We start from the raw sequence: 24,482 nt of genomic DNA on the forward strand, positions 1-24,482 counted from the left end.
GGCCTACATCTTTAAATCTCTTTTTAGGGAATCTATTTCTTTTGGCGATGGCACCGGAATGGGATCCTTCCTAACGGCCAATGGTTGGGCGTTTTGGGGCACCAATTCCCGGTTTTCATGACATCCGATACAGCCACGACGTTCATTGGGGCGTAGATACAACCAACTACTCGGCCCTTTGACGACATTATCATTCCCATCAAGGGTCTGCATCCTAAACGGGGTATCGGCTTGGACCTTAATATAGAAGGAACCATCTTCCTCTGTTTTGAAAGTGGCCATGGTTTCATCCATTCCCAATATCTCCAACCTACTTGCCTTATTAACCGCGGTAGTGGAATCATTGGTTTGCATATACGAATAATTGATATCCTGACAGACGAGTAAGGCTGTCTTTACATTTAAATCAACTTCACTCGGTAATTTCTTAGGTCGATCTCGCTTCACTACGGGCACGGCTTCCAAAACGTGATACTCACCATCCTTATAAATGGGCGTACCCAATTCATGACTTTGGGTATTGAACCCATAGAGCGCAAAGTGCCCTTCCTTATCGGAACGATAACTTGCCAACACCATGTTTTCCTGATAGGGACTAATAGCATAAAAATCACCCTTAATTTGTGACGTCAGGTTTACCTTGGAATGCAACGGGCGATTATACGATATGGAGGTGATATCCTTTTCATTATCAGCATCCCCCTCGACGAAAACAATGCTACTTTCATCCATTTCCCAAACACGACCCTGTAAATGATGGTTGGCCTCACTTTGATAGAACAATTGTTGCTTGGTTCCATCGGGTCTCATTATCATGAGCATGGCATCCTTAACTTCGGGTATAAGGGTCCTTCCTATAGCAACCACGCGACCATCATTCAATACGGTTGATGCAAAATAGGTGCTGGGGTCATAGGTGATGCGGGCTAAATTAGAACCATCCAAGTTGCAGGTATAAAGGGTGTACCCTTTTTCTTTTGTGGCTACATTTATGATCTCCTGCTTACTGAACACCATTCGATCCCCAGGCAAATAATCGGGATCGATACAATTCCCTTCCGAAGAAGTTATCTGTCTGGTTTTGCGATTGGTCAAATCCATCTCCCATATCTGCCAAATATCATTTTCACTTTGCTGTGCGACAAAAAGCATGGAGTTTCCATCATAGGATATCTTAGGCGCACAGGCAGAATAGAAACCCTCGGTCAATTTATACAAGGGTTGATCCGGTGCGTCGGTATGCAATGCAACGATTCTTGATTCAGGTATATTGCGCCACCTACTGCCAGACAAATAATCGGGATTTTCAATATCCCCCTTACATTGGGACATGACAATCATGCCTTCCAAAGACTTCTTTTTGCAAGACTGGACAGCGACAACCAAAACGAAAATGGTCATCAATACTATAAAGGAGGTATAAATGCTTTTTTTGAACATTATCCACTTATTGAGGTTCGTGTATCGTAAGTATTTGGTTGGCCTTTATTTTTTCCAAAACCTGATGTTTCCCCGAAGGCCATCTGATTTCAAGACTATCAACAAGGTCGGCGTTGGAAAGTCCGAAGTGAACCCTTGGGTCATTTTGTGACAGATAGCCCGTAGTACTTTTTTTCTGTGCGGTCTGCACCTTGCCATCCGCTACCAATCGAATACGTGAGCCAACACCATCACGATTGCTTTGCTTGCCCACCAAATTCAAAGAAAGCCAGTTATTGGTATTCCCTTTATTATTTCTAAGAAATACCCCAATACTATCCAGGTTAACGATATAGATATCGATATCCCCATCATTATCATAATCTCCCAAGCAGGCACCCCTACCCACATGTTCTTCCTTAAAATATGAGCTCAGTTCTACGGAAACATCCTTGAATTTACCCTCTTGGATGTTCTCGAACAGTTGGTCCTCTTGTCCATATAGATGTTTTAATTCACCGTTGGATTTAAAAATATCAACATCCCCATCATTATCATAATCAAAAAAAGAGGATGACCAACCCACAAACTGTCCCGATGCCACGGAGATGCCCGCGGGATAGGACTGATCACCAAAGACGCCGTTACCCAAATTTTCATAAAGGGAACAGTAATTATCATCCGAAACAAAAAGATCCAATAGTCCATCCCCATTAAAATCGGCAAAATCCACGGACATGCTTACGGTGGCTTCCCCCGATTGGCTAAAACCGGTACCAGACATGGTGCCCTTATCCACAAAGCCCTTACCCCCTTCGTTATGCCATAGATAATTAACGGTATGGTCGTTTGCCACATAAACATCGACAAAGCCATCATCATCATAATCCGCAGCCCCAACACCCATGGCCCTACCATCAATATCCACAATTCCCATGGCTTGGGTCACATCACTAAAGGTTCCATCCCCATTATTATGATATAGTACATCGGGTTGACTGTCATACGCCAACGGACCGGGAAATCCGTCAGGAGCATAATAATATTTATAATCCGGATTGAAATTCAGATAGTTGCCTACATAAAGATCCAAGAAGCTGTCATTGTCATAATCGAACCAAACCGCTCCAACGCTACAATTTTTACCCCCACCTACTGCCGCTTTTTCCGTCTCATTTGAAAAAGTGCCATTGCCATTGTTCTTATACAATGTATTTGGGCCATTGTTACTTACATAAATATCGGGGAAACCATCATTATTATAATCCCCCACGGTAACCCCCATACTGTACCATGGTCCGCCAACGTTCGCTTTCTTGGTTACATCCTCAAAAGTACCGTCCTGTTTATTGTGGTAAAGGTGGTTGGTGGGCATAACCTCGGGTTTATCGCTTTTACTAAAACCTTCGACCCACGTCCCGCTACAGACATAAATATCCATAAACCCATCTTGGTCATAATCCAGGAAAGCCGCCCCTCCACCAACGGATTCAATAATATTCTCCATGTGGTCAGCACCAATGGAATGCATGAAATCCAAACCTATCCCTTGCCCTATCGATTGAAAAAAATCATCATTAACGGCGGGTGGTTTTAAAGCGGAAGGTTTTTGGTTTGGATTCGAAGGCTTGGTTTCTGTATTACAAGCCGTAAAAGCACCGACCAAGAATAGCATATAAAAGAAACTCTTGAACGCAAATGCCTTAAAGAAAAACCGTGCAATTAATACTATCGAACTATTTAAGCGATGGGGAAATTGTTTTTGATTGTCAATCATACTATTTTTTACTATAAGATTGATTTTGAAAACTACTTTTAAAAGGTTGGGAAAAAACGAAAGCCCCTCTCATTAAAAGCATTCAAATTACCTTAATACCGAAAATGTAATGACATGATAACCAGATTTTTGAACTGTACTACTTGATTTTACCTATAAATCGGTCCTCTCATGTTACAGCTTCAAAAATACATTTCCCAATACGTAAGAAAGATGACAAAAATCATATAATTTAATATTTTTTTAAGATTTTTTTAGCTATTGATCAATTTCTGGCGACCAATTCTACATATTCAACAAATTGGCTGTACCGATTTTTCCTACACTGGATTTTTTTGACATCAGTCCATACTCCCAACAAGCATTTCCATAGACATTCCAAACCTATCCTAAAGCGACAATCTCCAATTTTCTAAAAAATCCGGTCGATACAATTGGCGTATTGGTCTAGTCAATCCCCTTATTCATCTATTTCAATATGTAGGGTAAGGGTTCACAACGATATTTGAATCGTATTTCAACCAATAGGATACAAAACCATGAGAAAATATATCATAGTATACTTGACGTTTCTGGTGCAATTTGCACAAGGACAGGTTACCCCGGAGTTAACGCCTAAAATCTGGACCCTAGACGATTGCATTTCCTATGCCCTGGAAAACAACATTACCGTTAAACAGGCCGAGCTGCAAAAAAACAGTAGCGTACAAAGCTATATGGCCGCAAAATCATCGAGGTTACCGAATTTAACCGGTACGGCTTCCCAGAACTTTACCAACGGGAATTCCATAGACCCAATCACCAGCGATTTTGTTTCACAACAAATCAATTCGACAAGTTTGGGACTTACTACGCAGGTCACCCTTTTTCAAGGTAACCAGATCAACAATCAAATAAAGCAGAATAAACTTCTGGTCGATCAATATTCCTTTTATGAGGAAGAAGCCCAGAACAATATCATCCTAAGCCTTACCGAAAGTTATATCCAACTCCTTTATAGTAAAGAGAATATCATCATTTCCGAAAATAATCTAGAGGCATCACAAAAAGAGGAAGAACGCGCCAAGGCAAGATTGGATGCCGGATCAATAGCCCTGAAGGATTATACCGATGCCCAATCACAAACAGCTACCAATGCCTATAACCTGATTACCGCAAAAAATGATTACGCCCAACAGCTTTTGACCCTAAAACAACTTTTGGAGTTGCCAAATGGTGAATCGTTTCAAATCGCCGATACAAATGCATCGGACCTGGGTTTTATACCCAATATAGATGATGTCTACGCACAGGCCTTGGAGAAGCTTCCTGAAATCAATGCCAGTAAGATCAATGTATCCGTTTCAGAAAAGGAACTGGATATTGCCAAAGGCGGATACCTACCCACCCTTTCCTTATTGGGTAGTATTGGTTCTGGATATACCTCAACACAGGATTTCGTTTTTGCAGATCAGCTCGACCTCAATTTCAACCAAAGGGTGGGCCTCTCTTTAAACGTGCCCATTTTCAATAGAAACCAAACAAAAACAGAAGTTGAAAAAGCCAAAATAAACATTGACATCGCTGAATTGGAACTTGTACAACAGGAAAAGGACCTCTACAGGAAAATAGAGACGGCTTGGCTAAATGCCTCAGCTGCCCAGGCGCAAATGCTGGCTGCCGATACTGCCAGAAAAGCAGCACAGGAATCGTATCGATTGGCACAAAAACAATATGAACTGGGAGCTTTGAGTACCACCGATCTTGTGGTAAGCCAAAATACGTACACCAATGCAGAACAAAATTACAATCAGGCAAAATATTTAAGCCTTTTATATACCCAACTACTTCAATTTTATCAAGGAAACGACATTAAACTTTAATCAAATGAAAAATAAAAGAAACATAATAATAGGCGGTATTGTTATCCTTATCCTTGCCTTTGCGGCATACAGCTTTTTAAAGGGCAATGACAATGTTGTCATCGAGGCGCAAACCGTAACCGCCAAAAAAGGGGATGTAACCACAATGGTTACGGCTACGGGTACCATAGAGCCCATTACCCAAGTGGAAGTAGGTACCCAGGTTTCAGGGGTGGTCGAAAAAATATATGTTGATTACAACAGTATCGTCAAGGAAGGTCAATTGATCGCGGAATTGGACAAAACCAATCTAAGGGCCGCCCTTACCCAGGCACAGGCAGCTTATGATAACGCCGTAAGCCAAAGGAATTATATGCAGACCATCTATGATCGACAAAAAACACTTTATGACAATCAGGTGATCAGTAAGTCGGATTTTGACGACTCCCAATATAATTTTGAAACGGCAAAAGGCACGGTAACCCAACGGTTATCCGATCTACAACAAGCGCGGACCAATTTGGGATATGCCAATATTTACTCCCCAATAGATGGTGTTGTATTATCCAGGGACATAGACGAAGGGCAAACCGTGGCCGCAAGTTATAGTACCCCCACCCTTTTTACTATTGCGCAAGATCTCAAGGAAATGCAGGTAGAAGCCGATGTTGATGAAGCCGATATAGGAGGTGTAAAAGAAGGTCAAAGAGTAACCTTCACCGTTGATGCCTATTTGGGGGAAACCTTTGAGGGTACGGTTACACAAGTACGTTTGGATTATACGGAAACATCCAATGTAATCACCTACACGGTCGTAATCAAGGCTGACAATCCCGACCTTAAACTTAAACCCGGTCTTACGGCAACCATATCCATATATACTTTAGAGTTAAAGGATGTATTGAGTACGGAGGCCAAGGCCATCAATTTTAAACCTACGCTCCCAGTATTAATGGCCTACAACGAGCAACATAATTTGTCAACCGAACCCCGAAAAGGTGGACCAAAGCCCAATGAAGAAAGTACAACGAAAGTTTGGGTCCTTGAATCCAATGGAGCGATATCACCCAAAAAAGTAACCTTAGGTGCCAGTGATGGTGTCAATGTACAGATTTTAAGTGGTGTTGAGGAAGGAGACAAACTGGTATATAGTTTAAAATCAGAAAGTCCGATAGCGATGCAATCCAATGAAGGATCGGAAGAGAGTCCGTTTATGCCACAACGACCAGGAGGCAACAAAAAGAAATAAACAGCCATGAACAAGGAAATCATTAAAATAAAGGATTTAAAGCGCGAGTTTACGATGGGCAACGAAATCGTACATGCCTTAAGAGGCATTTCGTTTACCATAAACGAAGGCGAATTCGTAACCATTATGGGTTCGAGTGGTTCAGGCAAAAGTACCTTGCTGAATATTTTGGGATGCTTGGACCAACCTACTTCAGGAACCTATGAAATCGATAGTGTCAAAGTAAAAGACCTAAGCAGGAATGAGTTGGCAACGATTCGCAATGAAAAAATCGGATTTATATTTCAATCCTACAACCTTCTGGCACGGACATCGGCCTTGGAAAACGTCGAATTACCACTTTTATACAACAGTAAGGTATCTACCGACGAACGCAAGCAACGTGCTATTAAGGCCTTGGAGATGGTTGGTTTGGCTGATCGTATGGACCATACACCCTCACAGCTTTCCGGTGGCCAACAACAAAGGGTGGCCATTGCACGGTCTTTGGTGAACAACCCTGTCATGATCCTGGCCGATGAAGCTACAGGAAACCTGGACACTCGTACCTCTTACGAAATCATGTCCTTATTCCAAGAATTGAATGAAAAAGGCATTACCATCACCTTTGTGACCCATGAACCGGACATTGCCACATTCAGCAGTAGAACAGTTGTATTGAAAGATGGCAACATCATTAAAGACTATATGAATAGCGATATTCAATCAGCGGCTACTGAATTAGCACTATTACCCGTAGAAGACCATTAATTATGAGACTATTAAACTTATTCAAAATCGCCTTTAAGGCCATTGTTCTCAACAAGGTCAGAACCCTATTGACCATGTTAGGCATCATTATCGGTGTGGCTGCCGTAATTGCCATGTTGGCCATTGGCGAAGGCTCCAAGGAAAGTATTCGAAGTACTATTTCGAGCATGGGATCGAACATGATCACCGTTAGGCCCGGGGAAGACACCCATGGGGGGGTTAGACAAGAAGCCAGTGCAATGCAGTCACTTACCCTAAAAGATTATAATGCCGTAAAAAACAAATCGACATTATTGAGTTATAGCACGCCATTGGTCAATGGGGGCGGCCAAGTCATAAACGGCTCCAATAACTGGCCATCTACCATTTTTGGTGTAAACCCCGAATATCTGAACATTAAAGTGGTCGGACTTCAAAGTGGAAGTATGTTTACCGATGCCGAAGTACAGTCAGCCTCAAAGGTTGTTCTGTTAGGTCAGACGGTTGTTGACAATATATTCCCGGATGGGGAAGACCCTATTGGTAAACTGATCCGTTTTAACAGTATTCCGTTTAAAGTTATCGGGGTGTTGGAAGAAAAAGGGGAAAACACCTTTGGCCAAGACCAGGATGATGTGGTCATAGCACCTTTTACTACCGTTCAAAAACGTATTTTGGCCATAGACTATTTAAACCAAATCTTGGCATCGGCAATTAGCGAGGAAGATGCCCCGGATGCGGTTACCGAAGTTACCGAAATTTTACGTGCACAACATAAGCTGGCCGATGGCGAAGATGATGATTTTCATGTGCGCTCCATGGAGGAATTAATTTCCACCTTTAGTTCCACCAGTGAAATGTTAACCATACTTTTGGTGGCCGTAGCTGGAATATCTTTGTTAATTGGGGGTATTGGCATCATGAATATCATGTATGTGTCAGTAAAGGAACGTACCAAGGAGATCGGTCTGCGAATGGCCGTCGGCGGAAAAGGTTCCGATATATTGATGCAATTTTTAATTGAAGCCATTTTAATTAGTATCACCGGTGGACTACTCGGTGTGATCTTAGGACTTGGATCTACAATTTTTATTGAGAAATTCTTACATTGGCCTACAAGTGTGGCCTTGTATTCAATCATAATATCGTTTGCCGTTTGTGCCATTACAGGAATATTCTTTGGGTGGTACCCTGCAAGAAAGGCAGCAGCATTGGATCCAATTACAGCCTTGCGATATGAGTAAATTATAAGTAAATGGTATTGAACAGAAAAAAAATCATATTCCCCTTGTTACATGTTCTGGTGTGGCTGATTCTGATCAGTATGCCGTATTTATTGTCCCAAGGTCAAAACGTGGATTCCCCGGTGGTTCCCAAAGTGCTCATCAGTACTTGGGTTCCTCTTTTTTCCTATGCCATCATTTTTTATTCCAACTACCTCATTTTCATCGATAGGTTCTTTTTCAACAAAAAAACCCTACTGTTTTTTGTTATCAATATCGTATTGATCACCGTTTTAGTATGGAGCAATCACGAACTGAAAGATTATCTTATCCAATTGATCATCCCTGGCGATAATCCTCCAAGGAGACCACCGAGAACAATTTTCTGGTACCTCGATTTTTTAGGATCCATAGTACCCTTGGCATTTTCGATTGCCCTAAAGACAACGGAAAAGTGGATGAAGACGGAAGCTATGCAAAAAGAGACCATGAACGTAAGGCTGCAATCCGAGATCCAACATTTAAAATATCAATTACAGCCCCATTTCTTTTTCAATGCCCTGAATACCATATACTCGATGGTGGACCACCATCCTGAAAGTGCCAAAAAAACCATTCATAGCTTGGGTAAATTGATGCGCTACCTACTCTATGACACGGAAACCGAAAAAGTACCCTTGCAGAAAGAAATAGATTTCATGACCCAATATATTGAACTCATGAAACTCCGGTTTTCGGACAAAATCAAAATTACCTATTCCTTTCCGGAAGTGGTACCCAACATAAAAATAGTGCCGCTACTTTTTATCACCTTAATAGAAAACACCTTTAAACATGGGGTTACAGCGAGTACATCCTCAGATTTATCCTTCAATTTGGAACTCAAGGAAACCCATTTGACCTTTACGGCAACCAACCCCAATACCCCAAAAAACAATAGTGACAAGAGTGGTTCGGGAATTGGATTGGAAAATTTGAAAAAACGTTTACAACTATTATATCCCAATCAACATCATTTCGATTATAAGGTTGAAGATGGTATCTTTACGGCCATCCTAACCTTAGAAATCTGATGTAAATGAAGCCTATCCAAATTAGCTGTATTGTTGTAGATGATGAACCCTTGGCATTGCAACTAATTGAAGGGTATGTGCTGAAGACACCTTTTCTGGATCTTAAGAAAAAATGCGATAGTGCCATAGAGGCCTTGACCTTTATGGAAAATGAACCTGTCGATTTGATTTTCCTTGATATACAGATGCCGGACCTCACAGGAATAGGACTTTCCAAAATGATTCCGAAAAGCACACGTGTGATCTTTACCACCGCCTTTTCAGAATATGCCCTGGAAGGTTATAAGGTTGAAGCAATGGATTATTTATTGAAACCTTTTGATTATGCCGAATTTTTAACGGCAGCCACCAAAGCCAAAGAATGGTTTTCCTTGTTCAAGGCCAAAGTGCAAACACCCACTATCGGCGAAAAAAAGTTTTTATTCGTTAAGTCCGATTACAAACAATTAAAGATACACTTGGATGATGTTCTTTATTTTGAAGGACTCAAAGACTACATCAAAATTTGGCTTAAGGACCGACCAAGGCCTATATTAACCTTAATGAGCCTTAAAAGCCTACAAGATGAACTGCCCTCCGATAAATTCATGCGCATACACCGATCCTTTATCGTAGCGCTTAAGGCGATTGATGTTATTGAACGCAGTCAAATCATTATCGGGGAACAACGAATAACCGTCTCTGAGAATTATAAACCGGATTTTCTGGCCTACATTGCCAAAAACAGTCTGGATTGAATTTGTTTTTGCCCTTAAATCTAAAAAGGGAACAAACTACATCCCTAAATCTTTCTTGATACGCCCTATATTGAGGTTTTGCAACAATGTCACGACATTGGGGTACATTTTTTCGTGATACCCAAAAAACTTATTTCTAAGTTCTGCAATGGCCTTTTCCTTTGTCCAATTTTCAAATACTATCCTATAGGCGGCAATTATGGCACCCGTTCTATCCGAACCATGCCAGCAATGGACCAAAACGGGGCTTTCGGCGACCTGAATGGCCTTTAAAGCCAAAACAATTTGATCCTCGGTAAGTTTACCCGCTTTCAAAGGCAAATTCACCAGGTGTAGGGAGGTACCACCGGCCTTTCTACCGTTTTTATCAGACCTTCTAAGATTAAGTACGGTTTTAACATCCAAGGATTCAAGATATTCAAACCCCTTTTTACTTGGCTGTTCCGACCTGTACAAAGAATCGTTTAAACGATAAAGATTTTTAAAATTCCTGGAATCAATCTTTTGGACATCATTCTGCTGCGCAGAAGATGCCATACCGACACACAAGAATACAAAGACCAACCACCTTTTATACATTCCTTATTTTTTTAATCTTGGCTTATACCGTGTCAAAGATAAACAATGACAATGCTAATGAAATAGTAATGAACCAACATATACAATTCAACACCCAACCATAAAAAAACAGGGCAGCCATAAGGAATTGACCATCCTTACCCCTGCCCTGCCATTCATTTTTTGCCAAATACTTTCGGTACTTCTATTCCTCCACGATTCCTACAACTTCATAAGCCCGGGTACCATCTACTTGTACTTTTTCATACAATACACCATTGGCTTCATAAAGTAAATCCCCATCATACTCTACCTTTTCATAGTTTTCGGGCAGTTCATAGATTATGGTTCCCACCTCGGGATACACCACTTCATATTCATTCTTAACCGGGGAATAAAAGATTCCATCGAAATAAAAATAGCTCCTCCCTGCAAAAACCACGGTTCTAAAACCTCGGGGAAGGGTTCCTATTCGCAAGCCAACCCTTGGGGCAACGGGTATATATCTACCATTGTAATCCCTATAATACCTATTGTTGGAAAAATAGTACTTATCCCCCCTTGTCGAAACGATCGTCCTTTTATTCGGTATTGTCCGAACCGCAACCACTTTGGTCTTGGGCCTTTTATAGACCACTTTCGTCTTTGGCACCCTTACGATTTTTTTGGTGGTTACAGTAGTCACCACCCTTTTGCTTCTTTTCTGGGCATTTACCTCGTTTACAAAAGCCGTTGTCAGCAAAAATCCAAACATCATTATAATTACTTTTCTCATACTAATGGATTTTAAAATGATTTCAATGTTTTGTTTTTTTGACCCCTCTTTTCGAAATTGGTTTAAATAGATTCCGGTTTTTAACAGTTTTTTAATGCTATGGATTCCCTTTGAAAGAAACCATCAATTGATTTTTCGTTTTTGGAACCATAGATCTTCCAGACTCAAATTAAGGGTGAGCAAATGATAGTTTTCCTTAACCAATATATTTTGGATCTGTCCTTTGGAGCCATAACTGTACGAAATGTTCAACATGGACCTAAGACCCTGACCGATAGGCAAACCTATACCGGCCGTAATATTGTAACCGTCTACTTTCATACCGTTTATGGAGAGGTAGCCATTGTCGTAATTATACCCTGCACGGTAATGTATGCGCTGACCGTATTTATAGCTCGTGGGATTCTTTACGTATTCCAAACCCATGGCATAAATATCCTGATCTACATAGGACCCCAGATTTTCGGTCTGTCCGGTTTCACTCCAATAATTCTTTTTATAATCACCACTTAAGGTCAGGGATTCCAAAAATTTGGCACTAAACCCGATCCCCAGTTCCAGCGGCATATCAAAATCGTCTACAGGATCACTCGCATCATCCTCAACGGTTATCTCGGAACCATTCAAATACTTGGTTACCGAACGCTTTAGGTTACCTTCCAGGCTTGTTGGGAACTGAACCGTACTACCCAATGTGATTTTGTCCGATACATCGAATTGCATCCCAAGCCCCAAGCGAAGCCCGGAGTAATTTGTTTTTTCGGTGGAACTCAATGCACTCGTACTTATCTGAAAGGTCTCTTCCTCCTCTATACTACCGAACAAGAAGGAGGCATTGGCCCCAAAGCGCAACTTATCGGTAACGGCATAGCCCAGGTTAAATTTAAGGTCGCTTAGACCACCTACCCCAGAGACATTACTTTCAAAGGTTTCCGTTGAACCTTCGATGTTGGTTTTTATTCCTACCAAGGTATAGCCCACATCACTGTATGGCACCATGGTAATGCCAGCTCCCAATCCTTCCGTAATACGGAATGCTACGGCTAAATTTGAAAAGTTCAAGGTACTTTTCGACTCATTATCGGATTGGTTGCTGTATTGATTGAACTCCCCCTTTAAACCGATATCATAAAAAAACGAATTCTGGGGTATCAACGCAAAATTTGCAGCGTTCAAATTATTGATTTCGGTATCGGTCTTAATCCCTATCCCCGAATAGCCCAGGCCATTGGTAAAGCCCAAACTGGTTTGGTTGATAACACCCAAACCATACATGGAATACGGAGAGCTCGTTAACCCTTCCGATTGGGCGGTAATGGAATCCAATGCCAAAAACGTGACAACAATCGTAAAAAAAAGGGCTTTATTCATTTTCATCATAAATGGCATATATTAGTTCTAATTGGGTGCCTTCGTTGTCAGAATCCACATCCAGGACAAAGCGGTCAACCGTTGAATTGTAGTTGTAGGGAAGCAAGATCAAGGCATCGGTATTATCCATATCCGTTTCCAATAGCCCTTCCAAATAACTACTTATGGGTATCTCATAATAGATGTCATTGAATTCCTGATTGTCCCTATTTAAGATGGCCTGCATGGAGGTCTGTTCCGATAGATCATTATTTTGGTCCACCAAATAGACCGCAAGGGTATCCTTCAGGATCAAATTATCGTTATATGAAGCTTCTTTGGGTCTTATTCGCAGGGTCGCATCGAGCAACGTACCCTCTCCCTGTATATCCTTCACTGATTTTAAATAGGGAAATTCAATCCTAGTCGTAATTCCTATTCCCGATTGGATAAAACTTTGGTTATCGGCATCCCCACTTTCAAGGATCACCTCATTATCCGTGAATCCTTGCAGGTAAGCACTTCCCCCATCAGCAGCTATTTGATTGAAAAAAGGGATGGGGGAAGTACTGGTGTTAATCGTGAAATCGGTATAATATTGCACGGATTCGGTTTCCCCATCTATACTGTAATAAAGACGCATATCCGACGCCAACGAAAATCCGAGTACCGTACCATTATCATGCTCATCGGGCCTTAAGGTTAGTCCATTAAAGCGATTGACAAACTCATCATAATTGGTTAGTTTTTTATCCTGAAGGTTCTCGAACAGGTCCAAACCGAAAGCATCACTTAACCTTACTTGGAGGGAATCGGTTCCCAAGGGTCTTGGCGTATAGGTTAAGGTCCCTAAATCCTCTTCATCGAAACCTATGCTACTCGAATTATAAAAATCGGAGTCATCCTCGGGACTTAATTTTTCATTCAATTCCTTTATATGGATGGTGTTCTGCGCCAGGGTATCGTTGTAGTAGTAATTATCATATCTAAGAATAAAGACGATACTATCGTATTCCGCATCGGTATCTATCGTATAGCTCGATGGGAGCATTTCCACAAAACTTGAACTTTTCACATGCCCAAAGATGGGATCACTGTATTCCCCGATCAACATTCGCGACCCTTGGGAGGTAACAATGCTGTCGAACTTCATGGTTGACAACTTGATGGTCAGGGTGTCTAATTGTAGCACACGGATATTACTATCGGTAAATGTCACACCTGCCTCAAAATCGGAATCGTTCAAATTATCGGTACTGCAGGATACACACAGCACAAGACAACATAATAAACCTAGGACGCTCTTCATAAAAATTTGATTTGACCGTAAATGTAAAAGCTATGCCCCTAGGCAAAAACCACAATAGACAAACCGCCATAGTTAGAAGACCAAACCCTGTATTTTGACTATTAAAAACAAGATTAAGTTGGTAGATGAAATTGCAGGTTTCATATGTTAAATAGGCAACTTCATCTATTTCAGTTTCAAGGCTTGGAGTCGTGCTTTAGTTTTGAATAAAATTTTAACCGAAGCTAAAGTCAAAATAAAAAGAAATGATGAAAGAACTACATTACGATTTTAAACAAATAGCCTTCATGGTTGTTATGATCTGTACGCTATCCAGTTGTTCCAATGACGATGACGATGATTACGAGGGCAACTGGATTGACAGATCTGTATTTGACGGCAGCGCCCGAAGTGGAATTTCCGGATTTACCATTGGCAACATCGGTTATATGGGTACCGGTTATGATGGCGATGATTATCTAAGCTCTTTTTGGTCCTATGATATCGAGGGGGACTATTGGTCCCAAAAAGCCGATTTCCCAGGTAGTGCCAGAAATGCGGCCGTAGGGTTCCAAATCGATGGAACGGGATATATTGGTTCGGGATATGACGGACTTGACGAACTTGCCGATTTTTATGCCTATAACCCAAGTTCCAATACATGGACGGAAATCGCAACGTTCCCTTCAACCCCGAGACGAAGTGCTGTAGCCTTCGGTATTAATGGGTATGGTTATTTCGGTACTGGTTATGATGGTGACAATGACCGTAAGGATTTTTGGAAGTACGACCCCAGTACCGATACATGGTCGGAAATGGTCGGTTTTGGAGGGGACAAGAGAAGGTCTGCCACCACGTTCACCATAGGCAGTGATGTTTATCTCGGTACAGGGGTATCGAACGGAATTTATGTTGATGATTTTTGGGTCTTTGATTCCACTACTGAAACATGGTCTGCCAAATTGGACCTAGACGAAGAGGATGATTATAGTATTGCACGAAGTAATGCTGTCGGATTCACAATGAACGGTTACGGCTATATTGCATGCGGCACCTCAGGTGGCACCTTGACCTCCGTTTGGCAATACGACCCAACTGATGACACTTGGGACGATAGGACCAGTTTCGAGGGTACGTCACGACAAGACCCCATTGCCTTCTCTAACGGCTCCCGCGCTGTTGTTGGCCTTGGTCGAACCAGTAGCCTGTATTTGGATGACCTCTATGAGTTTTTCCCCTTTGATGAATACGACGATGAAGACTAGTATAAAAATATTTAGTTGATTGAGTGATTGTTTGAGTTAGTTGAGTAATGGGGCGGTATTTTGAGTAAGTACCGCCCCATTTCCTAAATATAGAAAAGATGAAATCCACATTAAAAAACATATTGATTTTTGTAGGGCTTGGCGTGTTACTACTGGGGGGTACCCTTTACTTTGGAAACCAATCAGAACCAAAACTGCCTATACATTCAGAGATTTTTGTTGTGGGCAAAGGATTTGGATATCGTATCTTACATCAAAAAAAGTTGTTGATCCAGCAGGGAAGTGTTCCGGCAATTCAAGGGAGCCACCCCTTTACCTCCCCCGAGGATGCGGAAAAAACAGCAGACCTGGTCATTGATAAATTATTGAAAGGTGAAGACCCTAGGTTATCTATCGCGGATCTTGAACGATTAAAGGTTCATATTCCCGAAGCAAAACAAGATATTGAATGATTCTTCAAAAGAAAAACATACCACAGGTATTGGTGCATGTCTTTATATGGTGTGCGCTTTTCGCTCTCATTCTATACCCCTATCTTGCACTATCGCGCACCATCCCCAATTCCACATTAATAAAAATACCAACGGCAATACTGCTGTTCTATTTCAATTACTTTTTGCTGGTACCCCGACTTTTGCTCAACAGCAGAAAAATGCTCTATATCGCAGTTTCAATACTACTCTTGGGACTTATCACTTATGTCATGCACGCCTTATTCCCTCCATTTGAACCAAAGGATTTTACGAACCCAATGCGCCATATGACCCCCCCTCGGAAAGACTTGCTTGCCTTTCGGTTTCCGATGATGCCCCTCATTAGTTTTGGTGTTCCCTTTTTATTCTCGACCATGCTTCGGGTCTATATGGGATGGCAAAAAAACGAAAATCTTCGAAAATCCATTGAGAAGGAAAAGGTACAATCGGAGCTTCAGTTTTTAAAGGCCCAATTAAACCCCCATTTTCTTTTCAATAGCCTGAACACCATATACTCCTTATCCGTAAAAAAATCCAACGATACCTCGGAAGCCATCATAAACCTATCGGAATTGATGCGGTATATGCTCTACGAGGCCGATAAGAACCATGTCCCGCTTTGCAAGGAAATCGAGTACATTAAAAGTTATGTGGCCCTACAACGGTTGCGACTGGCGAATAGTGAAAATGTGCACTTAAAAATTTCTGGAGACGACAACAATAAGAACATACCGCCGCTCCTCTTTATCTCCTTTATCGAAAATGCCTTTAAATACGGTACCGATTACAATGGAAAAACCATGGTGAAAATAAACTTTTTGATCCAGGAATCGTCTATACATTTTAATGTGGTGAACAGTATCGGTAACCTTAAGGCCAAAGCGAAAAGCAGTGGCCTGGGTCTAGAGAATGTAAAGAACAGACTTAAGTACCTCTACCCGAATTCACATGAATTACGAATAAATGACGATGGGAAAACCTACGAAGTCGATCTAACAATAAACCTTTAAACCATGAACTGTATAATCATTGATGACGAACCCTTGGCCATAGAAGTATTGTCGGGCTATTGTAAAAAATTAGGTTTTATAGAGGAAGTAGGCAGTTATACCAATCCCTTGGATGCCATTACGGTGATCAAAGAGAAAAAAGTAGATCTGATTTTCTGCGATATTGAAATGCCCCAAATAAGCGGATTGGAATTTATTAGCGCTTTGGAAAACCGCCCCCTGTTCATTTTTACCACGGCGTATTCCCAGTATGCTGTTGAAGGGTTTGAGTTGAACGCTGTCGACTATCTTGTCAAACCTATTCCGTACCATCGTTTTATAAAGGCCATATCCAGGGTGAAAGAACTAATGGCCCTTAAGGAACAACCTATCTCGGCCAATGTTTTCCCCTCTAATGGTGAAACGAATGAGAACCAAAAATTCATTTTCGTAAAATCAGAACACGAGAGTGTAAAAATCAACCTAGATGACATTCAATACATTCAAGGCCTTAAGGATTATCTGAAAATACATATTGTGGACTCCAACAAGACCATTTTGACACTTTTGAGTTTTAAGGAGTTGTTGGACAAACTCCCCCCAAACCAGTTCTTACGCGTGCATAAAAGTTTTGTGGTCAACGTGAATTTTATCCGCACCGTACAGCGGAACCGTATCGTAATCGACGATATCCGCATACCTATTGGCGATAGCCATAAGGTGCAGTTCTTTTCTAGTTTGGGTATCTAAAAAGTTACGGTACCCATAGGTTTGATATATAGGGGTTCAAATCAAATGTCGTATTCAAGAAAATACTTGCCCTTTTTGAAATTACCCCATCAATTTACACCATAGGTACGTAAAGAGGTTTAAGAATGCTTCCCTTACCGGAATGGATTTCCTACTTAAAACCTTACCGCTTATTCTTTCTTTTTTTATTTTGGATCTTGTCCCCGCGTTTCTGTGGTTTTTTGTACTTCCTTTTTAATTTTCTCTCATAGCTTTTTACCCCCCCTTTTTCTTTACTGTTCTTGGCCGATTTCGCATGGAAGGAAGCCCCTCTTTTTATACCGGAATCCGTATCGGTCTCTTCTTGTGGGTCTATTGGTTTTATTTCTTCCTCAGGAGTGAGCCGGGTACTTACCTCCACTTCCTTAGGCAATTCAAGGAATGGTATTTTATAATTCATCAAACTTTCAATCGCATCCTTTAAAACTTCCTCCTTTTCACTATAAAAGAGGATAGACCTCCCTTGTTCCCCTGCCCTTCCGGTCCTTCCAATTCTGTGGATATAATTTTCAGGATAAAATGGCGTATCAAAACTGATTACGGTACTGATTTTTTCTATATCGATCCCACGGGCAATTACATCGGTCGCAATTAGAATCCTACTCGTTCCGTTTTCGAATTTCCCTATGGATTTGGTACGGTGGTTTTGTTCCTTGCTTGCATGGATCACAGAAACTTCCGATTCAAAATCCAATACATCAAATAGCCTGTCGGCAGTTACTTTACTCGCTACGAAAATCAGTACTTTACTGTATTCCTCCTTATCTTCCAATAAATGGTTTAGCAAGTTCGCCTTGGTATAAAAATTAGGGACAGCATAGGCTTCCTGACTAATAGTCTCCAAGGGCGTACCACTGACAGCGAGGGTTTTCTTGACAGGGTTAACCAGAAAGTCATTCATCAATTCATCAACATAGGTCGTCATCGTAGCGGAGAAAAGGATGTTCTGACGTTTTGTTGGCAGGTATTCAAAGATGTTCTTTAACTGTGTTTTATAGCCAAAATCCAACATAATATCAACTTCATCAATCACAAGTTTTTTAATTGATTTTAGTCGCAAGACATTGGAAAGGGCAAGGTCATACAATCTTCTGGGAGTACCGACAACGATATCCTGTCCTTCGGCAATAGCCCTTTTTTGACGGTTTATGTTATTGCTACCACCATAAACCCCCACTACCCGAATACTCAGATAGGTCGATAATTTCTCTATTTCTTCCACTATTTGAATCACCAGCTCCCTGGTAGGTGCCAAAATCAACACCCTTGGGTGTGGTTGGTCTGAAAACTTCAAATCCTGTAAGATCGGCAGTAGGTAAGCAATTGTTTTCCCGGTTCCGGTTTGTGCGATTCCCACAAAATCGGAGCCACCCAAAATAGTGCTATAAGACGCCTCCTGAATGGGAGTTGGCACCTCAAACCCTAAATCGGCCAAGGCCTTTTTTAATTGCTTTTTGATTTTATAATCTTCGAAATTGTCCATTGTGTAAAGTAATCAAGAAAAATCGTATCGTGGGTGCATTTACACCAATTAAACGTAAAATTCCCATTTTAGCGGCAATACCATTGAAATATGGCAAGAATCATCCAAAACATTTTCAAGGCTATCGCCATCAAACCCCTATGTTAAAATTCCGGACCCTATTGAACAACCGGACTAAAACTTATCCATATAATGCTTCACCCAATCCTGTAAAGCTTCCCCATGAACATTTTTAGCGATAACCACTCCCTTGCCATCAAGAATAAAATTCGCGGGAATGGTATGTACGCGTATTTTTTTTAGGATTGGGGTATCATCCCCTTGTAAATCGGATGCCTGCAACCATCGGTCTGCCCCATCACGCGCTACAGCAAGTTTCCATCCGGATTCGTTGCTTTCCAATCCGTATGCAACAATCTGCAACCCTTGGTCATGGTATTCATCCCAAATAGGGACTAAAACCTCCCGGTTTTCCAATCGGCAAGGGGCACACCAGGATGCCCACAAGTCAATAATCGTAAGTTTATGTCCCAATTGGTCTTTAAGCGAAAGAGTATCCTTGGTGATCATGGGCAACTGTAGATCTGGAAATACATCCCCTACCAAAACCGGTAAATTAGAGGGTTCACTCTGTTTACAAAGCTGTTCTACCCATGGGTGTTCGGGTTGTTCTTTTTTCCATTTTTCACATTGGCCAACCAAAAATTCCGGTACCCGTTCATAATCATCCTGTGGACTTACCCATCGTAACGCCACGAGAGCAGGAACAAGATGCCGCATACTATCCGCAAACTTTATCAACTCGGTCTGGTATTGTAAGACCGCATGTTCCTTATCCATCAATTGCTTGCCATCTTCCACATGCCATTGCTTTCCTTCCAGATAAGTTTGATAAGCCTTCAGGTTTACATCCCTTAGCTCTAACAAAGCCCTATTGATTTCTGAAGGATTTTCGATTGTAAAACTTTTTTGGAATGCATCTATGTTGGCCGTGACTTTAAGAGGTTCTCCCGATTGCCATAGTATAGGCATATAGTTTGACCTGATTGGATCATCGGTATTTAAATAATTTGGAAACTTCCCGGGTTGATGCACTGCTATTTCCAACAACACGGGCTCTTCAAATTTCGGTATGTTGACAAACCCAAAACCACCATCTGGACTTACCACAGCGGAATCTATGACTTTTCCAAAATAGGAAGCAGCGACCTCCCGCAGGTTATTGGGTTGAATAAGGTAAAGCTTTGTACCCCCTTTTGCCACGCCCTCCAATTTCCCAGATATATCCGACGGGGAATTACAAGCCATCAAAGAAAAGGCCATTACGAAAAGGCCAAAACTATTTTTTATTGGGTTGGTTCTCATTGTTGTCCGATTAAAGCCCACAAAGGTATAAGGTTACAACTCCCCTTTCGGTATTAAAATTAACAAATTCCTGAAATTTAAGGACATGGGACTTGGACATACCATCTATTTTCCATCATCAGAAAAATCAATATCCTGAACTATGGGACAGCTACCACTTAACCAACCAATCCCTAATTTAGAACGATTCGCCAAATGCCCCCTTTTTATCAATCAAAAATATTGTCTTTGATGGCACTGGACCCATTCCAAGGCCTAAAATAGATCAATCCGTCTGTTTGCCCCATGATAGCGAATAAATCATCGATGTCTTCTGGGGTGTATTGGGATTCATGACAACTTGATGCTTCCTTTCCCAATTTCAAATTTTGCGCATCAAAAGGAATTCTATAGGTAAGAAATCCCTTTTGGGTAGTTTTCAGATTATCATTCATCCACTTAACCAAATCCTTTTTCAAATGTAGCCCCTTGTCCACAGCCTCATTGGGAAAGCCATAATAAAGGAGTTGTTGCAAGGACTCGGATGCTTCCCGCTGAAAAACTTCGGTAACGATATTACTGACAATACGATGGTCCGGATGTCCATATTGCCCTCCGGGTCCAAAGGTAATTACAACATCGGGCTGGTATTTTGCAAACAAGCTATCGATTTTGTCATCCAACGTGTAGATGTTTTCCTTTAAGGCTAAATCCCCATCGATATAATCCAAAAAAATCGGGGGAGCAATGCCCAAGGTTTTTGTTACGCACAATGCCTCTTCCGATCGTACTTTAGCCAATGCATCCCCGGCAGGGATATTGGCATGTGGGGTTACTCCCTTAGAACCGTCAGTTACAATAACCGAGTGGATATCTACACCTTCGTTGGCATATTTTGAAAGAATGGGGGAAATAACGATCTCGTCATCCGAATGGGCGAATATAACCATTAAGGACTTATCCTTATTACTTGCCAACCCGCTCTCCTGTTTTGTGCCGTTTTGCTCCTTGCAGGAAAACAACACAAGAATCACACTAAGAATTAATAAAGGAATTTTCAATTTATCGATTTTTGTTTGCGTTCAATTTTCCTAATGATCTTAGGTTCAATAGGAATCCGAACGTATTCGTGGTTGGTTTTTACGCAAAGACCAAGTTAACACATAAAGTTGAAAATAGTGTTCCGGAACAAGGGTTTTTCCTAAGGAAAATCAGAAGTAAAGAATGTCATACGAAGTGCTGTACAACGGGTAATTCAAAAATCAATTATTGACTATCATTTCCGTAAAGGCTTTCCATTTTGCGGTATCACCGTTTATTTCATAAGAATTGGTATTTTTAAAAAGGATAGTAATTCCGCCAACCATCGCCCCTAACGTTCCTCCTAAAAGAGCTCCTGCCGCAGCACCCTCACCCGCATTATATGCCAATATCCAAGCATCTGGATCGGCAGTGGCCACGCCGACAACCGCCATTGTCCCAGCACCGACTACTGCGCCTATAAGCACATTGTTCCCACCTGAATGTTTCGTTTTAACGGAGCCGATACTACGAACCGGAATTTCCATGGGTTGCCCATTCCTAACCAATTGGAGTGAGGTATCCAAAATCGAAAGTACTTTCCCCTTACTTATCTTTTTACCTTCCAAATCATATACCCGTAGAAAGACATTTGTGTTTTCCAATCCATTCTGGGCATACGCATTACTGATTAAAACCAACGTAATCACAAAAATCAAATTTTTCATAATGTGTTATTTAAATTTAAGGTATGGTGTATTATGGACAATGCTAACCTATCAACCATATGGGGGAAGAATGCACTTTATTTTGCATGCCGCAAAAAAGCTCAAGTACTTAAATATAACCATTTATTCCCTTTACACCTTTACAATCGATGGAGTTTAACAAAACAGCGAAAGGTTATCAAAGGTTGGGGAACTACGCCCGAAATCGTATGGGAAGTATTACAGGGTAGCGTTTTCTTTCAACGTCACCCGTTTCTTGGAGGCATCGAGTTCTACTTCGACACCCATAGGAAATGTGCATAAATTCTTGTCATGCCCAAATGGAAAATCATATAAAATAGGAATGTTCAAGTCTAACAACCGATCTTTTAAGGTCTCTATCAAACTCAGTGAAACATCGCCTTCCCCTGGATTACAATCGGCAAATTCACCCAAAATGATCCCACTCGCCTTTTTAAGGTTATTTGCTTGCCGAAGTTGGGTCAGCATTCTATCGACCTTCCTCGGTTTTTCGCCAACATCCTCTATAAAAACCAATTTGTCCTTAAAGTCGTTATCGTACCCTGTTCCGGCTAAGGCAGCCAACAAACTAAGGTTACCGCCGATTAATTTTCCGGTTGCTTTCCCTTCGGCAAGGGTTATCGTTTTATCGGTACCATCAATGCTATGGCCCGCTCCTCCATCGAATACAATCGCATTGACATGTTCTTTATTGAAGTCGGTAAAATCCCAGGCACCGATAGGACCATGAAGACCAACCAATCCGGTTTTACGGTATATGGCGTTTATCAGGGCGGTAATATCGCTGAAACCGATCAATATTTTCGGGTTTTCCTTAACCAAATCATAATCGATAAGGGGTAACAATCTATTGCAACCATCACCTCCCCGAACACACCAAATGGCCTTTGTCGTTGTATCGGCAAAGGCCGCATGTAAATCTTCCAATCTTTGTTTATCGGTCCCGGCCATATAGCCTCTTTTGGCCCTTACGTTTTTGGACAGCTTGACTTTAAGCCCTAAGTCCTCAAGATTCTTTACTGACAATTCTATTTTCTGATCATTCACCGGACCTCCTGGGGCAATTAAGGTTACGGTATCACCTTTAGTAAGTCCTTTAGGTTTGATCGTTTTCTCTTTTTTACCTGTACTTGTTGCATTGGCATTCAGATTGGAAGTGGTAAAAATGGCCGTAGTTCCCATTGCCATGGTTTTGATAAAGGGTCTTCTTTTCATGAGGATTGATTTTGATTCCGATTAACCTAAAAAATGATTCAAGTAAACAAAAAAATATGGATTTACCATAATGAACTGGACTAAGGTTTTTATAAGAGGTTTTGAAGGGCTACGTTCTATTCCGATTGAAATGGGGTATTAGTTAATTTTATTTCCTTTGTTTCCGTGTTAAAGATACCATACAGACTATCATTATTTTCTTTTGCGTGGTTGAATTTCACTTGAATTTCATTCCCTTCACCTACCCATTGAATGGAACTAAATTCTAGTTCCGTTATTCTTGTTAAATCCTTACCGTTCAGTTCTGAGATATACAAATTACGACGATCATTTTCATTGATAAATCCATCATTGTTAGTGTCCATTTCTGATAAAGAATAGAGAATTTTTTTTGGACCTAAACCCTCTTTAGTTGGCCCGACGAACATCCATGAAATATATCCATTTTTTGGAAGAAGTTTTCCAATAAAATTACACTCGTTATCAAAAAAAAGGATATTTATTGTATTGTCAACCACCATGTCATTATCATACATGGTATAACTTTTGTCTATCTGAACTTCAAATTCCATATTCACTGTAAATGGAGAATAAAAATAATTTGAAAACGGCACTTTGAGTGGATCGGACTGTTTGCCACTCCATATTTTTGGTGGACTTAAGACAATATCTTTAACTTGTGGCTTTTTTGAATAATCCGTTGAAGATATGATCAAATAAATCATTAAGATACCTGTAAGACTAATGATGGAAATTAAGAAAGTTAATTCCTTTCTACGTTTTACTTTTGAATCTTGTTTTATTTGATTGACAACTTGCTCAACTTGTTCTTTTGGAAACTCATTAAATATCGCTTTATTTTGCTTGTCAGTTCCGCTATAGATAGTCTCTCTATTATCTCCTTTAAATTTTCGCCGTTTAGATGCGCGTAAAGACCTGTTTTGTCCTAAACGCTTAATCATGTCTAAAATATGTCCGGCAGAACTCAAATTTCTAAATGTTTAACTACAATTATATGTAGCTACAAGTTACTATAATTCTCTTTTAGACGTAATCCATTCTTAAAATTTTCAGTACTGGAAACCCCATAAAAAACATCCCGTTTCGTTTCCAGTTTTAGGCAAGCCCCAATTTTC

22 protein-coding genes are annotated in these 24,482 nt (G+C 40.9%); 10 read left to right on the top strand and 12 right to left on the bottom strand.

Features of this window, described 5'->3' with window-relative positions; translation table 11 throughout:
* Positions 1 to 3: 3 nt before the first annotated feature.
* Both LX92_RS04705 and LX92_RS04710 read right to left on the bottom strand, forming a co-directional pair.
* Positions 4 to 1,440, bottom strand: coding sequence for an HzsA-related protein (locus tag LX92_RS04705; protein WP_109649145.1), 1,437 nt, complete (start codon positions 1,438 to 1,440; stop codon positions 4 to 6).
* Positions 1,441 to 1,447: 7 nt separating this feature from the next.
* Positions 1,448 to 3,196 carry a CRTAC1 family protein gene (locus LX92_RS04710; RefSeq protein ID WP_109649146.1) on the bottom strand — a complete coding sequence of 583 codons (1,749 nt, stop codon included), beginning with the start codon at positions 3,194 to 3,196 and terminating at the stop codon, positions 1,448 to 1,450.
* A gap of 539 nt (positions 3,197 to 3,735) precedes the next feature.
* Here LX92_RS04710 and LX92_RS04715 point away from each other — a divergent pair.
* From LX92_RS04715 to LX92_RS04740, 6 genes are read left to right on the top strand one after another with little or no spacing between them, the layout of a single operon-like run.
* The gene (locus LX92_RS04715; RefSeq protein WP_109649147.1) at positions 3,736 to 5,058 is read left to right on the top strand and encodes a TolC family protein; all 1,323 of its coding nucleotides are present in this window, start codon (positions 3,736 to 3,738) and stop codon (positions 5,056 to 5,058) included.
* A 4-nt stretch (positions 5,059 to 5,062) separates the two neighbouring features.
* On the top strand, positions 5,063 to 6,286 hold the full coding sequence (locus LX92_RS04720) for an efflux RND transporter periplasmic adaptor subunit (RefSeq protein WP_109649148.1): 1,224 nt from the start codon (positions 5,063 to 5,065) through the stop codon (positions 6,284 to 6,286).
* A 6-nt stretch (positions 6,287 to 6,292) separates the two neighbouring features.
* Entirely contained in the window at positions 6,293 to 7,036 is a 744-nt protein-coding gene (locus LX92_RS04725) for an ABC transporter ATP-binding protein (RefSeq protein WP_109649149.1), read from the top strand.
* A gap of 2 nt (positions 7,037 to 7,038) precedes the next feature.
* A complete protein-coding gene (locus tag LX92_RS04730; RefSeq protein ID WP_109649150.1) occupies positions 7,039 to 8,259 on the top strand; it encodes an ABC transporter permease in 1,221 nt (406 codons plus the stop codon).
* An 11-nt stretch (positions 8,260 to 8,270) separates the two neighbouring features.
* The gene (locus tag LX92_RS04735; protein ID WP_109649151.1) at positions 8,271 to 9,311 is read left to right on the top strand and encodes a sensor histidine kinase; all 1,041 of its coding nucleotides are present in this window, start codon (positions 8,271 to 8,273) and stop codon (positions 9,309 to 9,311) included.
* A 5-nt stretch (positions 9,312 to 9,316) separates the two neighbouring features.
* On the top strand, positions 9,317 to 10,048 hold the full coding sequence (locus tag LX92_RS04740) for a LytR/AlgR family response regulator transcription factor (RefSeq protein ID WP_211315833.1): 732 nt from the start codon (positions 9,317 to 9,319) through the stop codon (positions 10,046 to 10,048).
* Between the two features lie 36 nt (positions 10,049 to 10,084).
* On the opposite strand, the gene LX92_RS04745 is transcribed toward LX92_RS04740, so the two are convergent.
* From LX92_RS04745 to LX92_RS04760, 4 genes are all read right to left on the bottom strand, one after another.
* Positions 10,085 to 10,627 carry a fused DSP-PTPase phosphatase/NAD kinase-like protein gene (locus LX92_RS04745; protein ID WP_109649152.1) on the bottom strand — a complete coding sequence of 181 codons (543 nt, stop codon included), beginning with the start codon at positions 10,625 to 10,627 and terminating at the stop codon, positions 10,085 to 10,087.
* A 184-nt stretch (positions 10,628 to 10,811) separates the two neighbouring features.
* Positions 10,812 to 11,381 (bottom strand): DUF6515 family protein, encoded by a 570-nt coding sequence (locus LX92_RS04750; protein ID WP_146197798.1) that lies wholly within the window; start codon positions 11,379 to 11,381, stop codon positions 10,812 to 10,814.
* Positions 11,382 to 11,504: 123 nt separating this feature from the next.
* Positions 11,505 to 12,761: an OmpP1/FadL family transporter gene (locus LX92_RS04755; protein WP_109649154.1), complete on the bottom strand. Its 1,257-nt coding sequence runs from the start codon at positions 12,759 to 12,761 to the stop codon at positions 11,505 to 11,507.
* Complete coding sequence (locus LX92_RS04760) at positions 12,745 to 14,040, bottom strand: DUF4270 family protein (protein ID WP_109649155.1); 1,296 nt, start codon at positions 14,038 to 14,040, stop codon at positions 12,745 to 12,747. Before LX92_RS04760 ends, LX92_RS04755 begins: the two co-directional genes overlap by 17 nt.
* Before the next feature lie 245 nt (positions 14,041 to 14,285).
* On the opposite strand from LX92_RS04760, the gene LX92_RS04765 reads away from it, so the two are divergent.
* From LX92_RS04765 to LX92_RS04780, 4 genes are all read left to right on the top strand, one after another.
* Positions 14,286 to 15,284 (top strand): Kelch repeat-containing protein, encoded by a 999-nt coding sequence (locus tag LX92_RS04765; protein WP_317047052.1) that lies wholly within the window; start codon positions 14,286 to 14,288, stop codon positions 15,282 to 15,284.
* A gap of 98 nt (positions 15,285 to 15,382) precedes the next feature.
* Positions 15,383 to 15,736 (top strand): DUF4907 domain-containing protein, encoded by a 354-nt coding sequence (locus tag LX92_RS04770; RefSeq protein WP_109649157.1) that lies wholly within the window; start codon positions 15,383 to 15,385, stop codon positions 15,734 to 15,736.
* On the top strand, positions 15,733 to 16,767 hold the full coding sequence (locus tag LX92_RS04775) for a sensor histidine kinase (protein WP_109649158.1): 1,035 nt from the start codon (positions 15,733 to 15,735) through the stop codon (positions 16,765 to 16,767). The genes LX92_RS04770 and LX92_RS04775 overlap by 4 nt, the downstream gene beginning before the upstream one ends.
* 3 nt (positions 16,768 to 16,770) lie before the next feature.
* The gene (locus LX92_RS04780) at positions 16,771 to 17,496 is read left to right on the top strand and encodes a LytR/AlgR family response regulator transcription factor (RefSeq protein WP_109649159.1); all 726 of its coding nucleotides are present in this window, start codon (positions 16,771 to 16,773) and stop codon (positions 17,494 to 17,496) included.
* Positions 17,497 to 17,659: 163 nt separating this feature from the next.
* Here the strand turns inward: LX92_RS04780 and LX92_RS04785 are convergent, their stop codons facing one another.
* From LX92_RS04785 to LX92_RS04810, 6 genes are all read right to left on the bottom strand, one after another.
* Positions 17,660 to 19,018 carry a DEAD/DEAH box helicase gene (locus tag LX92_RS04785; protein WP_109649160.1) on the bottom strand — a complete coding sequence of 453 codons (1,359 nt, stop codon included), beginning with the start codon at positions 19,016 to 19,018 and terminating at the stop codon, positions 17,660 to 17,662.
* Positions 19,019 to 19,192: 174 nt separating this feature from the next.
* Positions 19,193 to 20,383: a TlpA family protein disulfide reductase gene (locus tag LX92_RS04790; RefSeq protein WP_109649161.1), complete on the bottom strand. Its 1,191-nt coding sequence runs from the start codon at positions 20,381 to 20,383 to the stop codon at positions 19,193 to 19,195.
* Positions 20,384 to 20,592: 209 nt separating this feature from the next.
* Positions 20,593 to 21,423 carry a PIG-L deacetylase family protein gene (locus LX92_RS04795; protein ID WP_109649162.1) on the bottom strand — a complete coding sequence of 277 codons (831 nt, stop codon included), beginning with the start codon at positions 21,421 to 21,423 and terminating at the stop codon, positions 20,593 to 20,595.
* A 201-nt stretch (positions 21,424 to 21,624) separates the two neighbouring features.
* On the bottom strand, positions 21,625 to 22,110 hold the full coding sequence (locus tag LX92_RS04800; protein WP_109649163.1) for a hypothetical protein: 486 nt from the start codon (positions 22,108 to 22,110) through the stop codon (positions 21,625 to 21,627).
* Positions 22,111 to 22,329: 219 nt separating this feature from the next.
* Positions 22,330 to 23,346 carry a S66 peptidase family protein gene (locus LX92_RS04805; RefSeq protein WP_109649164.1) on the bottom strand — a complete coding sequence of 339 codons (1,017 nt, stop codon included), beginning with the start codon at positions 23,344 to 23,346 and terminating at the stop codon, positions 22,330 to 22,332.
* A 116-nt stretch (positions 23,347 to 23,462) separates the two neighbouring features.
* Positions 23,463 to 24,335 (bottom strand): hypothetical protein, encoded by an 873-nt coding sequence (locus LX92_RS04810; protein WP_146197799.1) that lies wholly within the window; start codon positions 24,333 to 24,335, stop codon positions 23,463 to 23,465.
* Positions 24,336 to 24,482: the final 147 nt, after the last annotated feature.

It is taken from the genome of Maribacter polysiphoniae, assembly GCF_003148665.1.
GTDB classification, from domain to species: Bacteria; Bacteroidota; Bacteroidia; order Flavobacteriales; family Flavobacteriaceae; genus Maribacter_A; species Maribacter_A polysiphoniae.

Coding starts and splice junctions, on each gene's coding strand:
- LX92_RS04705 (WP_109649145.1), bottom strand. CDS start 1,440: ATGTTCAAAAAAAGCATTTATACCTCCTTTATAGTATTGATGACCATT.
- LX92_RS04710 (WP_109649146.1), bottom strand. CDS start 3,196: ATGATTGACAATCAAAAACAATTTCCCCATCGCTTAAATAGTTCGATA.
- LX92_RS04715 (WP_109649147.1), top strand. CDS start 3,736: ATGAGAAAATATATCATAGTATACTTGACGTTTCTGGTGCAATTTGCA.
- LX92_RS04720 (WP_109649148.1), top strand. CDS start 5,063: ATGAAAAATAAAAGAAACATAATAATAGGCGGTATTGTTATCCTTATC.
- LX92_RS04725 (WP_109649149.1), top strand. CDS start 6,293: ATGAACAAGGAAATCATTAAAATAAAGGATTTAAAGCGCGAGTTTACG.
- LX92_RS04730 (WP_109649150.1), top strand. CDS start 7,039: ATGAGACTATTAAACTTATTCAAAATCGCCTTTAAGGCCATTGTTCTC.
- LX92_RS04735 (WP_109649151.1), top strand. CDS start 8,271: ATGGTATTGAACAGAAAAAAAATCATATTCCCCTTGTTACATGTTCTG.
- LX92_RS04740 (WP_211315833.1), top strand. CDS start 9,317: ATGAAGCCTATCCAAATTAGCTGTATTGTTGTAGATGATGAACCCTTG.
- LX92_RS04745 (WP_109649152.1), bottom strand. CDS start 10,627: ATGTATAAAAGGTGGTTGGTCTTTGTATTCTTGTGTGTCGGTATGGCA.
- LX92_RS04750 (WP_146197798.1), bottom strand. CDS start 11,381: ATGAGAAAAGTAATTATAATGATGTTTGGATTTTTGCTGACAACGGCT.
- LX92_RS04755 (WP_109649154.1), bottom strand. CDS start 12,761: ATGATGAAAATGAATAAAGCCCTTTTTTTTACGATTGTTGTCACGTTT.
- LX92_RS04760 (WP_109649155.1), bottom strand. CDS start 14,040: ATGAAGAGCGTCCTAGGTTTATTATGTTGTCTTGTGCTGTGTGTATCC.
- LX92_RS04765 (WP_317047052.1), top strand. CDS start 14,286: ATGATGAAAGAACTACATTACGATTTTAAACAAATAGCCTTCATGGTT.
- LX92_RS04770 (WP_109649157.1), top strand. CDS start 15,383: ATGAAATCCACATTAAAAAACATATTGATTTTTGTAGGGCTTGGCGTG.
- LX92_RS04775 (WP_109649158.1), top strand. CDS start 15,733: ATGATTCTTCAAAAGAAAAACATACCACAGGTATTGGTGCATGTCTTT.
- LX92_RS04780 (WP_109649159.1), top strand. CDS start 16,771: ATGAACTGTATAATCATTGATGACGAACCCTTGGCCATAGAAGTATTG.
- LX92_RS04785 (WP_109649160.1), bottom strand. CDS start 19,018: ATGGACAATTTCGAAGATTATAAAATCAAAAAGCAATTAAAAAAGGCC.
- LX92_RS04790 (WP_109649161.1), bottom strand. CDS start 20,383: ATGAGAACCAACCCAATAAAAAATAGTTTTGGCCTTTTCGTAATGGCC.
- LX92_RS04800 (WP_109649163.1), bottom strand. CDS start 22,110: ATGAAAAATTTGATTTTTGTGATTACGTTGGTTTTAATCAGTAATGCG.
- LX92_RS04805 (WP_109649164.1), bottom strand. CDS start 23,346: ATGAAAAGAAGACCCTTTATCAAAACCATGGCAATGGGAACTACGGCC.